5 protein-coding genes are annotated in these 15,255 nt (G+C 70.8%); 3 read left to right on the forward strand and 2 right to left on the reverse strand.

All coding sequences use genetic code 11. The annotated features are described in order from the left end of the window. The first annotated feature begins 4 nt into the window (after positions 1 to 4). Together hydA and ABTZ54_RS27685 are read left to right on the forward strand one after the other, a co-directional pair. A complete protein-coding gene (gene hydA, locus ABTZ54_RS27680) occupies positions 5 to 1,408 on the forward strand; it encodes a dihydropyrimidinase (protein WP_351668150.1) in 1,404 nt (467 codons plus the stop codon). A gap of 11 nt (positions 1,409 to 1,419) precedes the next feature. Continuing rightward, on the forward strand, positions 1,420 to 2,433 hold the full coding sequence (locus tag ABTZ54_RS27685; protein WP_351668152.1) for a TIGR03842 family LLM class F420-dependent oxidoreductase: 1,014 nt from the start codon (positions 1,420 to 1,422) through the stop codon (positions 2,431 to 2,433). Positions 2,434 to 2,451: 18 nt separating this feature from the next. Here the strand turns inward: ABTZ54_RS27685 and ABTZ54_RS27690 are convergent, their stop codons facing one another. Together ABTZ54_RS27690 and ABTZ54_RS27695 are read right to left on the reverse strand one after the other, a co-directional pair. Further along, positions 2,452 to 8,358 (reverse strand): RHS repeat domain-containing protein, encoded by a 5,907-nt coding sequence (locus ABTZ54_RS27690; RefSeq protein ID WP_351668154.1) that lies wholly within the window; start codon positions 8,356 to 8,358, stop codon positions 2,452 to 2,454. A gap of 400 nt (positions 8,359 to 8,758) precedes the next feature. After that, complete coding sequence (locus tag ABTZ54_RS27695) at positions 8,759 to 9,802, reverse strand: AraC family transcriptional regulator ligand-binding domain-containing protein (RefSeq protein ID WP_351668156.1); 1,044 nt, start codon at positions 9,800 to 9,802, stop codon at positions 8,759 to 8,761. A 348-nt stretch (positions 9,803 to 10,150) separates the two neighbouring features. On the opposite strand from ABTZ54_RS27695, the gene ABTZ54_RS27700 reads away from it, so the two are divergent. Further along, positions 10,151 to 15,255, forward strand: a 5,105-nt coding sequence (locus ABTZ54_RS27700) for a DNRLRE domain-containing protein (RefSeq protein WP_351668158.1), incomplete at its 3' end; no start/stop codon positions are given.

Consider the following 15,255-nt stretch of genomic DNA (forward strand, 5'->3'; position numbering starts at 1 on the left):
GTCCGTGAGCACCCGCACTCTCATCCGGGGCGGTCTGGTGATCACCGCCGCCGACGAGCTCCACGCCGACGTGCTGATCGAGGACGGCCGGATCGCCGCCCTCGCCGCCCACGGCTCCGACGTCGCCGCCGGCTGGACCGCCGCGCGGACCATCGACGCCACCGACCGCTACGTGATCCCCGGCGGCGTCGACGCCCACACCCACATGGAGCTCCCCTTCGGCGGCACCTCCGCCTCCGACACCTTCGAGACCGGCACCCGGGCCGCCGCCTGGGGCGGCACCACCACCATCGTCGACTTCGCCGTCCAGACCGTCGGCCACTCCCTGCGCGAGGGCCTCGACACCTGGTACGCCAAGGCCGACGGCGTCTGCGCGATCGACTACGCCTTCCACATGATCCTCTCCGACGTGGACGAGCACTCCCTGAAGGAGATGGACAAGCTGGTCCAGGAGGGCATCACGTCCTTCAAGTTGTTCATGGCGTATCCGGGGGTCTTCTACTCGGACGACGGACAGATCCTGCGGGCCATGCAGCGCGCCTCCGGCAACGGCGGGCTGATCATGATGCACGCCGAGAACGGGATCGCCATCGACGTCCTCGTCGAACAGGCCCTGGCCCGCGGCGAGACCGACCCCCGCTATCACGGGGAGGTCCGCAAGGCGCTCCTCGAAGCCGAGGCGACCCATCGGGCGATCCAGCTCGCGCGGGTCGCGGGCAGCCCCCTGTACGTCGTCCACGTGTCGGCCGAGGAGGCGGTGGCCGAGCTGGCGGCGGCCCGCGACAAGGGGCTGCCGGTCTTCGGCGAGACCTGCCCGCAGTATCTGTTCCTGTCCACCGACAACCTCGCCGAGCCCGGCTTCGAGGGCGCCAAGTACGTCTGCTCGACGCCCCTGCGCCCCAAGGAGCACCAGGAGGCGCTCTGGCGGGGGCTGCGGACCAACGACCTCCAGGTGGTGTCGACGGACCACTGCCCGTTCTGCTTCAAGGGGCAGAAGGAGCTCGGCCTCGGCGACTTCTCCAAGATCCCCAACGGTCTTCCGGGCGTCGAGAACCGCATGGACCTGCTCCACCAGGCCGTCGTCGACGGGCACATCTCCCGGCGCCGCTGGATCGAGATCGCCTGCGCCACCCCGGCCCGGATGTTCGGCCTCTACCCGCAGAAGGGGACGATCGCGCCCGGCGCCGACGCGGACGTCGTCATCTACGACCCGCACGCCCGCCAGACCCTGTCCGCGGCCACCCACCACATGAACGTCGACTACTCCGCGTACGAGGGGAGGACGGTCACCGGCCAGGTCGAGAGCGTCCTGTCGCGCGGTGAACTCGTCATCGACCACCGCGCGTTCACCGGCCGCGCCGGGCACGGCAGCTTCGTCCCCCGTTCCACCTGTCAGTACCTCACCTAGGAGACCGCCCCTTGGACTTCGGACTCGTCCTGCAGACCGACCCGCCCGCCTCGCAAGTCGTCGGCCTGATGCGCCGGGCGGAGCGCAACGGCTTCCGTTACGGATGGACCTTCGACTCCGCCGTGCTGTGGCAGGAACCCTTCGTCATCTACAGCCAGATCCTGGCCAACACGCAGAAGCTGCACGTCGGCCCGATGGTCACCAACCCCGGCACCCGCACCTGGGAGGTGACGGCCTCCACCTTCGCCACCCTCAACGACATGTACGGCAACCGGACCGTCTGCGGCATCGGCCGCGGCGACTCCGCGATGCGCGTCGCCGGCCGCAGGCCCAACACCCTGGCCCGCCTGGGCGAGGCCATCGACGTCATCCGTGACCTGGCGGAGGGCCGCGAGGCGACCGTGGACGGCAACCCGATCCGCATCCCCTGGATCAAGGACGGCAAGCTGCCCGTCTGGATGGCCGCCTACGGCCCCAAGGCCCTCGCGCTCGCCGGGCAGAAGGCCGACGGCTTCATCCTCCAGCTCGCCGACCCCTTCCTCACGGAGTGGATGGTCAAGGCGGTACGGGAAGCGGCTCGGGAGGCGGGCCGAGACCCCGACGCCCTCACCATCTGCGTCGCCGCCCCCGCGTACGTGACGGCAGACGACTCCCCGGAGGCCCTGGCCCACGCCCGCGACCAGTGCCGCTGGTTCGGCGGCATGGTCGGCAACCACGTCGCCGACCTCGTCGCCAAGTACGGCGAGCACTCCGGCATGGTCCCGGACGAGCTCACCGCGTACATCAAGGACCGGCACGGCTACGACTACTCCCACCACGGCCGCGCCGACAACCCCGACACCACCTTCGTCCCGGACGAGATCGTCGACCGCTTCTGCCTCCTGGGCCCAGTTGAGAAGCATGTCGCGAAGCTGCGCCATCTCAAGAGCCTCGGGGTCGACCAGTTCGCCGTCTACGACATGCACGACAACCGGGAGGGGACGATCGACGCGTACGGCTCCGAGATCATCCCCGCCCTTCGCTGACGGACGAAGTCGTGTGGATCACGGCTCAGCCCGTTTCGCTTCGTAGAGCAGGGAACTGAGATTCCATGCTTGCCTCATCCACGTCCATTTTGACAAGCCGCTATCTACGCCGAACAGGACATGCGGCGCCGCGTCGATTCCGTGGGCGGTCTGGGTCAGGTACAGGGTGTTGTCCCGTTGGTGGATCGCGAACGTGATGGTGGAGCCGGGCTTGTCGAAGTATTCGTCGCTGACCACCGTGAAGGTGAAGCTGGTCTTCTCGGTCGACACCTGGACGTAACCGGATCCGCGCGACTTGAACCCGCCGGGATTCGGTTCCAGGAGGCATTGAACGCCCTCGGTGAGGCGGCTGCATTCGGTGACGTCGAACGGGAACACCCGCTGCGGGTTGTCCTTCAACAGCGTCATGGCGTCCTCGGCGTTGCCGAGGAGTTCCGTCGGGCCGAGCAGGTACGAGTACGCGTAGTCGTAGTTCCGCTTCTCCGGATCGTCCGTGACCTTCGGGTCGCACGACGTGCTCCGGCATCGGAGCGGGGCATGACCGTTCCGCTCAGGACGGACGGCGTCGCGGCGCGTGAGATGACGTGCGGGTTTCGCGTGCGTGGCGCGGGTCGTGCGGTGGCGCCTGTTCTGTTCGGCGAGCTGCTTGTCGACCCGGTCGACGGCGCCGGGCGACGGGCCCCTGGGCGGAGCGGGCATGCAGCCGCCGTCGTAGGCGATGCACAGACCCATCGGGTCACTGAACGTCGCGGGGTTGTTGCCACCGTAGGTGTAGGCGTTCATGAGCTGGGGGGTGCGCATGTCCACGAGCGGGTCGGCGCTGAGGAATCTGCCGATCGTCGGGTCGTAAGAGCGGGCCGAGAGGTGGACCAGGCCGGTGGTGTCGTCCTCGGGCTTGCCGAGGAAGCCTCGGTCGGTGGTCGGGCGGAGGGCGTCGGAGGTTCCCCGGTGTGCGCCGAAGGGGAGGTAGCGCTGGCGTGAGACGGTGCCGGTGGTGGTGTCGACCGCGAGGTGCGCGGAGCCCTGGGTGTCGCCGAGCAGCCAGTGCACGGTGCCGTCGGCGCCGCCCGGAGTGCGGACCGCGACCGTCGCCCCGCCGCTGGTGTAGTAGCGGCGCGCGGTGACCGTACCCGCGGCGTCGGCGGTGATCTCGGTGCCCGCGAGGGAGGCGGTACGGGCGCCGTCGGGGGTGCGGCGGACGAGGCGGCTGCCGTCGGCGTCGTAGACGAAGTCGGTGCTCTTGCCGCCGACGGTCGCGGTGATGAGCTGCCGGGTCTCGTTCCAGGTGTAGGTGGAGGACACACCGGTGACGGTGCGGCTGCTCATGTTGCCGGACTCGTCGTAGCCGTAGGTGTCGTCGCCCACCGATGTGACGGCGTGCGGGCGGACCGACGCGGGGCCGGAGGCCGGGTAGCCGTACACGGTGGCGATGCCGCCATTGTCGGCCCTGGAGGTGATGTTGCCGAGCGTGTCGTAGGTGAGGTCCTGCCGGTAGCGGTCCGGTCCGGGAGGTGTGTTCCAGCCGACCCTGGTGGCGGCGGAGCACGTGCTGATCGGGGTGGTCCAGGCGGTGAGGAGGCGGTTGCGCCCGTCGTAGTCGTAGCACTGGGACTGGCCGGCGCCCGAGGGGCTGTTGTCGGTGACCTGGAGGACGTTGCCGGCGGCGTCGTGGCGGTAGGTGTCGTCTTGGATCACCGTGGCGTCGGCCCCGAGGGTGGCCTTGGTGCTGGTGACCTCGAGCGTGGCCGGGTCGTATCCGTAGCTGCGGTCGACGCGGTGGGGGGTGCTGCTCGTACCCAGGGCGCGGCTGGTGAGCTTGCCGTCGGCGGCGTAGCCGGTGGCGTCGATGTACGTGCCCAGGGGCGAGGTGAGCCGGGCCGGCAGACCGAGGTCGGTGTAGGTCTGGGTGACCGTTTCGGCCGGGAGCCCTCCGGCGGCCGGGTAGGTGGTGGCCCGCGGGCGGTCGGCGTCGTCGTACGCGAACGTCTGGGTGTACGGGCCGGCCAGCGCCCCCTCGCCCGCGGGAAGCGTCCAGGTGGTGGCGGTGAGGCGGCCCCGGGCGCTGTCGTAGGCGTGGGCGACCGCGTACTCCTCGCCGTCGGTGTGGCGAGTGGTGCTTTCGAGCGCGCCCTTGTTGCCGGGCGGGTCATAGCGCCATGAGGCGAGAAGGGCGCCGGTGGCGGAGTCCTTCCGGAGGTGGGTGCGCCGGTTCAGCTCGTCGTACGTGGAGACGACGGTCCGGCCGCGGGCGTCGGTGGACGTGGTGGGGTTGCCGTCGGCGTCGTAGGCCGTGGTGGTGAGGCCGGTGTCCGGGTCGTCGCCGGTCAGGCGGCGGCCGAGCCAGTCGTAGGTGTAGTCGGTGATGTTGCCTTTCGCGTCGGTGATGCGGGTGAGACGGTCCTGGCTGTCGTAGCCGTAGGTGGTGGTCGCGCTGCCGGAGTCGAGGGTTTCGACGACGCGGGTCGTGCGGCCGAGCGCGTCCAGGTGGTGGGTCGTGGGCTGTCCGGCCGGGGGGCTGACCGTGGCCTGGTCAGCGTGCCAGGTCGTGGTGGTGGCGTGCCTCTTCGCGCCTTTCGACCACAGGGCGGCTTCCGAGGCGCGCCCGAGGGTGTCGTAGGCGGTGCGCGTCTCGGACGGGATGTCGGCCACCGAGGGGACCGCGAGGGCCGTTCCCGAGGTACCGGCCATGTACATCGGCGCGGTGGCCGCGGCGGTGCGGCCCTGGTTGTCGTAACGGGTCTGGGTGACGATCCGCCCTGTGCCGGACGGGGAGGGGGTCTGTGTTTCGGCGGTCCGGCCGAGTGCGTCCAGGAAGGTGAACTCGGACAGGTAGGTGCCGCCGGCGCGGTCGGTGATGCGGATGGTCGAAGTCCTGCTGGGTGCGCTCTGGTTGACCTGGTAGGTGAAGAGGTAGTCGGCGGCGTCGCTCGCGGCGGTTCCGGGGAGCCGGACCGCAGTGATCCGGCCGAATGCGTCGTAGGTGCTCGTGGTGGTTCTGCCGTTGGCGTCCGCCGTGCTGACGGGTGTGGCGAAGGCGGGGTCCATGGTGGTGGTCACGGTGTGACCCTTGGGGTCGGTCACCGTGACCGTGGACAGGTTGCCCTTCGCCGGGGCGTAGGCCGTGGCCGTGGTGAGACCGCGACCGTCCGTGGAGGTGAGGACCCGCCCGTACCCGTCGTAGGTGGCCCTGGTCTCCACGTAGCCGGTGCCGCTGGTGAAGGAGCGGACCTGGGTCGGGTTGCCGTAGGCCACCGGGTCGGTGGTGAGGGACGTGTGCCCGTCGTACCAGGTCTGGGTGCGCGAGACGACGGTGGCCGCGCAGTCACCGGCGTGGGTCTCGGTCTGGTACGGGTAGTACATGTAGGCGGTTCCGCCGTGGACGTATCCGGTGGTGGTGCACCGTTCGTCGCCGCCGATCGTGGTGTCACCGTGCTCGTACTCGCTGGTGACCTGGTTGTATGTGTCGTCGAAGGCCCGTACGGTCCTGGTCCACCGTCCGCCTGTGGCGGTCTTCGCCCAGGTGTCGTGGGTGGTCTCGGCGAGCATGATCGCGTCTCTGGTGTCGCCGTCGGCGTGGTCGATGGTGCGCGGACCGGTGTACGTGGAGAGGTCCTTGGTCAGCGGGACGCTGGGGGCGTTGCCGGCGTCGAGCCCCCAGGCGGTGGTCTCGCGGAGCCGTCCGGCCAGGTAGACGTGGTCGAGCAGGGCGTTGCCCTCCGAGTCGGTGACCTTCACCGTTCTCGTTCCGCCGGAGCCGTCGCTGTCGCCGTGCATGCCGCGGAAGTAGAGGGAGGAGGTGGTGGTGCGGTCGGCTCCGCTGCCCTTGACGACCGTGACCTGCGGGTAGCCGCGCCACTGGGACCAGGACTGCGCCGACGCCGGGGCGAGGGAGAACTCGTCGTGGTGCCAGGCCGGGGTTCCGTAGTAGAAGTAGTCGGTGACCTGGTCGGGTGAGCCGGTGTGCGGGTCGCGGACGGTGACCTTGTCGACCAGGTACTTGTGGAACCATCCCCACCCCGCCGGGCCCGCCTCGGGAACGTGGAACTGGGGGAAGCAGTCGTCGGTGTTGGCCGCGGCGTTCGCGGGCACCGCGGTGCACGGGTGCGGCCGGGTGTAGGCCACTTCGACGAGGCCCCCCAGCTCGGTCTGGAGCTTGGTGACCCGGTACATCTTCATCGGCAGCACGCCGGCGGAGACGTTGTGGTCCACGCGGTTGTCCAGCGCGGTGCCGTAGGTCTGGACGGCGGGCAGCGCCTGCCAGGTCGTGCCCCCGTCGGAGCTGCCGTAGCGCTGGATCCGGCTCAGCCACAGCGAGGCGTCGCTTCCGTCGCCTGGCGCGGGGAACTGCTTGCCGAGCTCCCACTTGGCGATGGCTCTGCCCCCGACGGTCAGAGTGACCTGCTTCAGCCGGATCGTGCTGAAGAACGTCGGTGCCTTCTCCTTGCAGGGCTCGCGCCAGCAGATGAGATCGGCCGGAACGTCCGGGTAGGAGGTCGGGTTGTTCTCGATGGACGGGCAGGTCGTGCTCTCCGTGCAACGGAAGTCGGTCGTGAAGGCCAGTCTGCCGGTGGCCGGGGTGGCGGTGGGGCTCTCTCCCCACTTCCGGCCGTACTCCACGGCGTTGAGCCAGCCGCCCCGCACGTAGTCCGTGCGGGTGGTGGAGCCGTTGCGGCCGTATCCTTCGACGGCCTCTCCCCAGTGCAGGACGGTCATGTTGTTGTTGCGGTCGACGACCATGTCCAGGTTCCAGCGCCAGCCTTGGTGGCACCAGCTCGCGGCGAAGGTGGCCGCCTTGCAGGGTTCGCCCGTGTCATCGCCGTAGACCGGCACGGTCCACGTCGAGTCCAGGTCGCCGCCGCCGAAGTCGGTCTCCCCGCCGAACCGGTACTTCGTCCCGTCCGGCGACCGCACCCACCAGAACTCGCCGTCGTTGTCGCCGTTGGTGGTCCCCGTCTCCCGGGTCACCGACCATCCCGGGTCGTCCCGCAGCCGCCAGATCGTCCGCCCCGCGTCCAGGGGTATCAGCTGGGTGGAGCGCCCCCCAAGGCTGATCGCGACCTGGTCGTAGTCCTTCCAGCACAGATCGGCCGCGCTCTGGCCGTCGTTCGCGCAGGAGTGGTAGCGGCGCTCGATGAAGCCCGGCGTGATGTCCCATCCCTGGCCCACCCAGGACGGCTGGGCGTTCTGGGCCGAGGTACGCCCGTCCACGGACTGCGAACTGTAGGACAGCGCCAGCTTCAGCGGGTCACCGCCCGGCGCCGGGGGAGCGGACAGCGGATAGGCGTACGAGAAGGCCCCGGAGTTACCGCTCACCGACCAGTCCGCCGAGTTCAGCAGGTCGGTCGCCTTGTACGAGCCGGAGGAACCGGATGCGCTCGCCTCCAGCGCGTAGACGAACGCCCCACGTTCCCGGTCCGAGGTCCCGGCTGCCGCGACCTCGACGGCGGGGGCACTCACGTGTCCCGCTTCGAGGTCGTTGCGGGAGGCGACCGATGTTCCCGCGGCACACGCAGGTGTCTCGGGGTGGTCGACGATGCAGGCCGGGTACCGCACCAGGCCGAGACGGGAAGCGAAGCTGCCTCCGTAGGCGTGGCGGAAGCCGTTGTAATCGACGGTCACCGCCACCTGGCCGGCAGCCCGCGCCGCTGCCGCCGATCCCGCCTTGTCGCCGCCCCTGCCGCCGCTCCCGGTCCCGGTCCCGCTCCCGGCCACGGCCTCGGCCTCGCGCAGAGCGAACAGCACTCCTCGGAACCCGGCCCGCTCCACTTTCGCGCGGGGCAGGATCTCGACCTCGACCTGGTGGGCCTGGTCCTGGGCCTGGTCCTGCTCCGACGCGGCAGCCGCGCTCGCCCGCGTCTTCGGGGTGGGCCGGGCGAGGGCGATGGGCAGTGTCCCGGCCCGGCGGGCCGCGTCCGACACGCTCACGGTGACCGCGCCGGGCGCCGGCCACACCGGCTCCGGATCACGAGGAGCCGCCGGCATCGCGGGGAGCCGCGACGGCTCGCGGCCGCGGACGGCAGCCGAAGGCACGGGTGCGTCGGTGTCGGCCACCGATCGTGCGGTCGTCGATGCGCTGGGGTCCAGAGCCGTCGCTCCAGCGGCCTGTCCCGTCAACTGCCCGGCGATCAGCACTCCTGCCGTGGCTGTCGCCACGGCAGAGGCGGCCGCCCGCCAGGCGAAAGGTCTGTCGAACAACGCGCGTTCCTCCCCTGGTGCCACGAAGATCACGGCCAAGATCACATGCCTCGGCGGCTGTGGGAATATCCGCGACTTCACGGAAGCGAGAATGGCGGACTTGTCACCCTCGCCGGCCGGGCGCGTGGAACTAGCGGGTGGCGGGCCCGTCGTGCCCGCGCAGGGCCGTGGGTGTGTGGCCGGTCCAGCGGAGTACCGCGCGGCGGAGGGTGCGGGCGTCGGCGTAGCCGGTGCGTTCGGCGATCGTGTCGACGGGCAGGTCCGTGGTGCCGAGCAGCCGGGTGATCTCGGCGCGGCGGACGGCCTCCAGCTCGGCCGTCCAGGACGTGCCGTGCTCGTCGAGGCGGCGCTGGAGCGTGCGAGGGCTGACGGCGAGGCGCGCGGCCGTCGCTGGGAGCGTCGCGCGGCCGTCGTCGGCCGCGTGCTTCAGGGCGACGCGGAACAGGTCGAGCCAGCTGTGCAGGGGTATCGCGGCGGCGAGGGTCAGCTCGGCGTGGCTGCGCAGCACGGCGGACAGGCCCGGCTGGCCCTGGGGCGCCCTGGCCCGCAGGTCGGCGGCCCGGAAGGTGATGGAGCTGACCGGGTGCTCGAATTCGATGTCCCGGGTGCCGTAGAGCTCGTGGAGCGCGCCGTGGCGTGCGGGCGGCCGGGTGGCCAGGGCGACGCGGACGGGGACGACGTCCTTCCGCAGGGCCGTGCTCAGCCGGAGGCGGACGAGACCGAGCGCGTACGCGCGGATGGCCGAGGCGACGTCGTAGCTCAGGTCGGCGGCGTTCACATGGCTGAGGGTGACCTCCTCGTCGTCCTGGACGACGAACATGGAATCGGTGCCGACGTCCCCGAGTCCGGCCAGATAGTCCGTGGCGTCCTGGAGCCCTTCGAGCGGGGTGGGCGCCGAGGTGAACAGGTAGTCCCACACGCCCAGCTGCCCAAAGTCCGACTGCTCCGCCATCACCAGGCCGACCTCGGGCCAGGGGGCCTTGGTGACCATGAGCTCCCACATGCGCACGTTCGTCGCCGCCGGGGTCCGGTACCGGTCGCCGCCCAGATGCTCGGGATCCAGACCCAGCAGGCCGGCGTACCGGTCCTTGGGAACGCCCAGGAGAGCCGCGCTCCTGACGTTGAGGCGGGTGAAGGCGGCGGGCGTCGTCCCCGGGTGCGCGTGTACTGACACGAGCGGCGATTTTAGGTCATCGGGGTGGCCTGATCCCCTGGGGAATCGGTAGTCCGTCACCTGTGCGTGGCGCGAGATGTCCCGTGGGTGGCGCGCGGGGACCTGGGCCCGGTCACCCACAGCCATCTAATGTCGCGGTCGGTGCCGGGGGGCGGGTGGCGCTGAGCGGGAACGCGGGCCGGTGGCAACGGCGCGACCGCTGTCGGCGTCCGGCTCCTTGGCGCGACTCCGCCCCGGCACGTGAAACGCGTGTTCATCGGAGGGGATCGAGTAGTGACGGATCACGTGAATCCGCCGTACAGACGGCGTGGGAGGGCGAGAGGGCTGCGCGGGGGTGTGCTGCCCCGGGTGGCCCTGTCGCTGGCCGGACTGATGGCGTTCGACGCCGTGGTGGTCGTGTCGACGACCGGCCAGGCCGTGGCGCTCACGTCGCGGGAGCAGGCCGTGGACCGGCCCGCGTACGCGACCGAGGCGGCCGACCTGCCGTCGGCCCGGGTCGCGGCGCGGCTGTCGGGCAAGCGGGTGGAGGCCAAGTCGGAGCGCACGGAGTCGACGACGACCTGGGCGAATCCCGACGGCACCGTCACGACGGACAGCGCCTCGGGCCCCGTCCGCTTCCGGGACGGGGCGTCGGGCGAATGGCGGGACATCGACGTCGACCTGGCGAAGACGGTGGACGGCGGCGTCGCCGCCAAGGGCCACCCGCTGGGGCTGAGGCTGGCGGGGAAGACCCCGGCGGCGCAGGCGGCGAAGGTGCGCGCGTCGGGCGCGTCCGGCGCGGCGGGGACGGCGGAGGTTCCGCTGGTGACGCTGGCCGCCGGCGAGGGCCGTGAACTCGGCCTGTCCTGGCGGGGCGCGCTGCCGGAGCCGACCCTGTCGGGGACGACGGCCCGGTACGCCGACGCGCTGACGGCGACGGACCTGGTCATCGAGTCGACCCGGACCGGCTTCGAGCAGTTCCTGGAGCTGAAGAACCGTTCCGCCGTCGAGGCGAACGGCTCGGTGACGCTGACCCTGAACGCCACGGGCATCAAGGCGCGGGCGAACGCCGACCGTTCGGTGACCTTCGTCGACGCGAAGACGGGCAAGCAGGTCGGCCTGCTCCCGGCTCCGGTGATGTGGGACGCGACCGTCGACGCGAACTCCGGCGAGCACACCCGCCGCGCCGACGTGGGCCTCAAGGTGACCCAGCGCGGCAGCCGCGTGGACCTGACGCTGACGCCGGACGCCACGTTCCTCGCCGACCCGGCGACGAAGTACCCGGTCACCGTCGACCCCGCCGTGAACATCGGCAGCAGCTTCGACACGTTCGTGCAGCAGGGCTACACGACCGACATGTCGACGTCGACGGAGCTGAAGCTGGGCAACAACGGCGCGGGCCAGATCGCCCGTTCCTTCCTGCACTTCCCGATGACGGGCATCTCGGGCAAGCAGATCCTGGGCGCCAAGCTGAACCTGTGGAACTTCCACTCGTGGTCCTGCACGCCGAGCAGCTGGGAGGTGTGGGACACCCCGCACGCCTCGACCGCCTCCCGGTGGACCAGCCAGCCCAACTTCACCAACAAGTGGGCCACCTCCACGGCGACGAAGGGCTACTCGTCCTCCTGCGCCGACGGCTGGGTCTCGCAGGACATCAAGAACCTGGCCGTCGCCTGGGCCGCCAACGGCAACGGCACCAACTCCATGGGCATCAAGGCCACCAACGAGGCCGACCCGTACTCGTGGAAGCGGTTCAACTCCGGCAACGCGGCGACGAACACCCCGTACATCTCCGTCACGTACAACACCCTTCCGGTCGCCGGGAACCCGATGACCGCGACCCCGGGCCGCACGTACGGCGGCAAGAACTGGGTCACCACCACGACGCCCGACCTCTCGTACGCCGTCAGCGACGCCGAGACGTACTTCCTGCGCCAGAAGTGGGAGGTGTGGGAGGGCACCACGAACCTGGAGGTGTACGACACCGGCACCGGGGACCCCGTCCTGGGCAAGACCGTCTCCCACCAGGTGCTGCCGGGCAAGCTGGTCAACGGCCACACCTACTGGTTCAAGGGCCGCGTCTACGACGACAGCGCCTGGTCGAACTGGACGCCGTCGGTGTACTTCACCGTCGACACCACCAAGCCCGCCACCAGCGCCGTCGCCTCCGGCGACTTCCCGGCGAACACCTGGTCCGGCACCCCGGACGCCAACGGCACCTTCTCCGGCTCCTTCACCTTCACCCCGCCCGCGAGCGACGTGGCGGCGGTGGAGTACAAGCTGGACTCCGGCGCCTGGACGACGGCGACCACGACCGGCGGCGTCGCCGTGACGAAGACGCTGTCGTTCCCGGCGGGCAAGCACACGGTGAAGGCCCGCACGAAGGACCCGGCGGGCAACGTCTCGGCCGAGTCGTCGCACATCTTCTACGCGGGCTCCGGCGCGGCGCTGCTGACGCCGGGCCAGGGCGAGCGTCCGGCGCGGCGTGTGGGTCTGTCGGCCGAGGGCCTGACGACGTACACGGGTGTGACGTACCAGTACCGGCGTGGCGAGACGGACACCTGGAAGAGCGTCCCGGTCGCCGACGTCCGCCAGGGCTCGAACACGGTGTCCGGCTGGCCGGTCGCGGTGTCGGGCGGCAAGCCGGCCGGGCTGACCTGGAACATCACGGACTCGCTGGCCGAGGACGGCGCGATCGAGGTCCGCGCCGCGTTCACCGACGGCTCGGCGACGGCGTACTCGCCGGCGAACGAGATCACGGTGGACCGCAACGCGGGCACGGCTCCGTCGGAGGAGGCCGGGCCGGGTTCGGTGAACCTGCTGACGGGTGACTACGGCCTGTCGGCCACGGACGCGTCGCTCTTCGGGCTGTCCGTGTCGCGTACGGCGTCCTCGCGTCGTCCGGACGCGGGTGCGCTTCAGGACGGGCAGGCGGCGATCTTCGGTCCGCAGTGGACTTCGGGCACGGCCGCGGAGATCACGGAGTCGGACTGGGCGTATCTGAAGAAGTCGACGGCGACCTCGGTCGCGCTGGTCGACTCCGAGGGTGAGGAGCTGGGCTTCACCGCGACGAGCGGTGGGGGCTGGAAGGCGGAGCCGGGCTCGGAGGACCTGACGCTGACGGGCTCCCTGACGGGTTCGTTCACGCTGAAGGACACCGAGGGCACGGTCACCGTCTTCACCAAGGCGGACCCGGCGGCCACGTCGTGGCAGGTCGCGTCCAGCACGATGGACGGTCTGACGCAGTCGACGACCACGGTGATCTCCGAGGCCGTGACGGTGGGCGGCAAGAAGCTGGCCCGTCCGAAGCTGGTCATCGCCCCGACCTCCGCCGCCTCGGCGACCACGTGCACGGCGACGCCGTCCACGAAGGGCTGCCGCGCGCTGGAGTTCGTCTACGCCGCCACGACCACGGCGACCGGCACGGTCTTCGGGGACTTCGCGGGCCAGGTCAAGGAGATCAAGGCCTGGTCGACCGAGCCGGGTGCCGCCGCTGCGACGGCGAAGTCGGTGCAGAAGTACGCGTACGACACCTCGGGCCGCCTGCGGGAGACCTACAACCCGCAGATCAGCCCCGCGCTCACCACGGCGTACGCCTACGACTCGGCCGGCCGCGTCACCACCCTGACCCCGCCCGGCGAGCTGCCCTGGTCGTTCACCTACGGCAAGGCGGGCAACGCCGCCACCGCCGGCGAAGGCATGCTGACGAAGGCCAGCCGCCTCGCTCTCCAGCAGGGCAGCAAGGACGTGGTGTCCGGCACGGCGGCGACGAACATCGTCTACGACGTGCCCCTGACCGGCACCAACGCCCCCTACAAGCTGGGTGCTTCGGACGTCGCGGCGTGGGGCCAGACGGACGCCCCGACGGACGCGACGGCCGTCTTCCCCGCCGACGCCGTTCCGGCGGCGAACTCGGGCGACGGCCTCGCCGCCGGTGACTACCGCCGCGCGTCGATCACGTACGCCAACGCCTCCGGGCGCCAGGTGAACACCGTCGACCCGGCCGGCAACATCACCACCACCGAGTACGACCGCTTCGGCAACACGGTGCGCGAACTGTCGGCGGGCAACCGGGCCCTGGCGCTCGGCGGCACCGCGGCCGACCAGGCGACGCTGACGGACCTCGGCATCATCGGCCTGTCCACCCAGGACCGCGCCGACCTGCTGTCCACGGAGTCCGTGTACGACGCCAACGGCACCCGCGAGCTGGAGGAGTTCGGGCCGCTGCGTCGGACCACCCCGGCCGGTGGTGCGGACTCGGCGGTGGCGCGTTCGTGGACGGTCAACGAGTACGACGCCGGTCGTCCGGCTGACGCCAAGGTGGAGAACCAGGTCACCAAGGTCACGACCGGTGCGCAGGTCTACGGCTCGACGGTGATGACCGACGCCCGTGTCACCCAGACCGTGTACGACTGGGCGAAGGGCCTGCCGGTCAAGACGGTCAAGGACCCGGCTGGTCTGGCGATCACCGAGAGCACCGAGTACGACGACCAGGGCCGTGTCACCAAGCAGCTCCTGCCCGACGCGACCGGCACCGACGCCGGCACCCGGGTGACGAGCTACTGGACGGCGACCGGGACGGGTGCGTGCGCGGGCCGTCCGGAGTGGGCCGACCAGGTCTGCTCCACCGGTCCGGCGGGTGCGATCACGGGTGGCGGTTCGAACCCGACGGGTCTGCCGACCACGTCGACCGAGTTCGACTGGTGGGGCAACCCGGTCAAGGTCACCGAGACCGCGAACGGCATCACCCGCACCAACGTCAACACCTATGACACGGCCGGCCGTCCGATCAAGAGCGTGATGACCGGCGGAATCGGCCAGGCCGTTCCGGAGACGACGACGGAGTACGACCCGGCCACCGGCCAGGCCGTGAAGACGACGTCGCCGACGGCGGGCACCATCACGAAGGAGTTCGACAAGCTGGGCCGCCAGGTCGCCTACACCGACGCCGACGGCGGTGTGACCCGGACCGAGTACGACCTGCTGAACCGGCCGGTCAAGACCACCGACTCGGCCTCGTCCACGGTCACCTCGACCTACGACACCACCGCTGAGCCCCGTGGTCTGGTCACGTCCACCACGGACTCGGTCGCGGGGACGTTCGCGGCCACGTACGACGCGGACGGCTCGGTCGCGACCGAGAAGCTGCCCGGCGGCTACACCGTCCGTGTGGAGGAGGACACCACCGGCGCGACCACGTCCAGGGTCTACACCCGCGACAGCGACGGGCAGGTCGTCTACTCGGACACCGTCGAGGAGTCCGTCCACGGCCAGGTCACCGAGCACGCCGGCTGGTCCTCGCAGAACTACGCCTACGACGCCACCGGCCGCCTGACCGCGGTCGACGACACCGTCGGTGACGTCTGCACCCGCCGTACGTACGGCTTCGACAAGCGCACCAACCGCACCGGCCTGACCACCGTCGCCGGCGCCGCCGGTGCCGCGTGCCCGACCACCGGCGGAACCACCACCAC

The organism is Streptomyces sp. NPDC094032 (genome assembly GCF_040303965.1).
Lineage (GTDB): Bacteria > Actinomycetota > Actinomycetes > Streptomycetales > Streptomycetaceae > Streptomyces.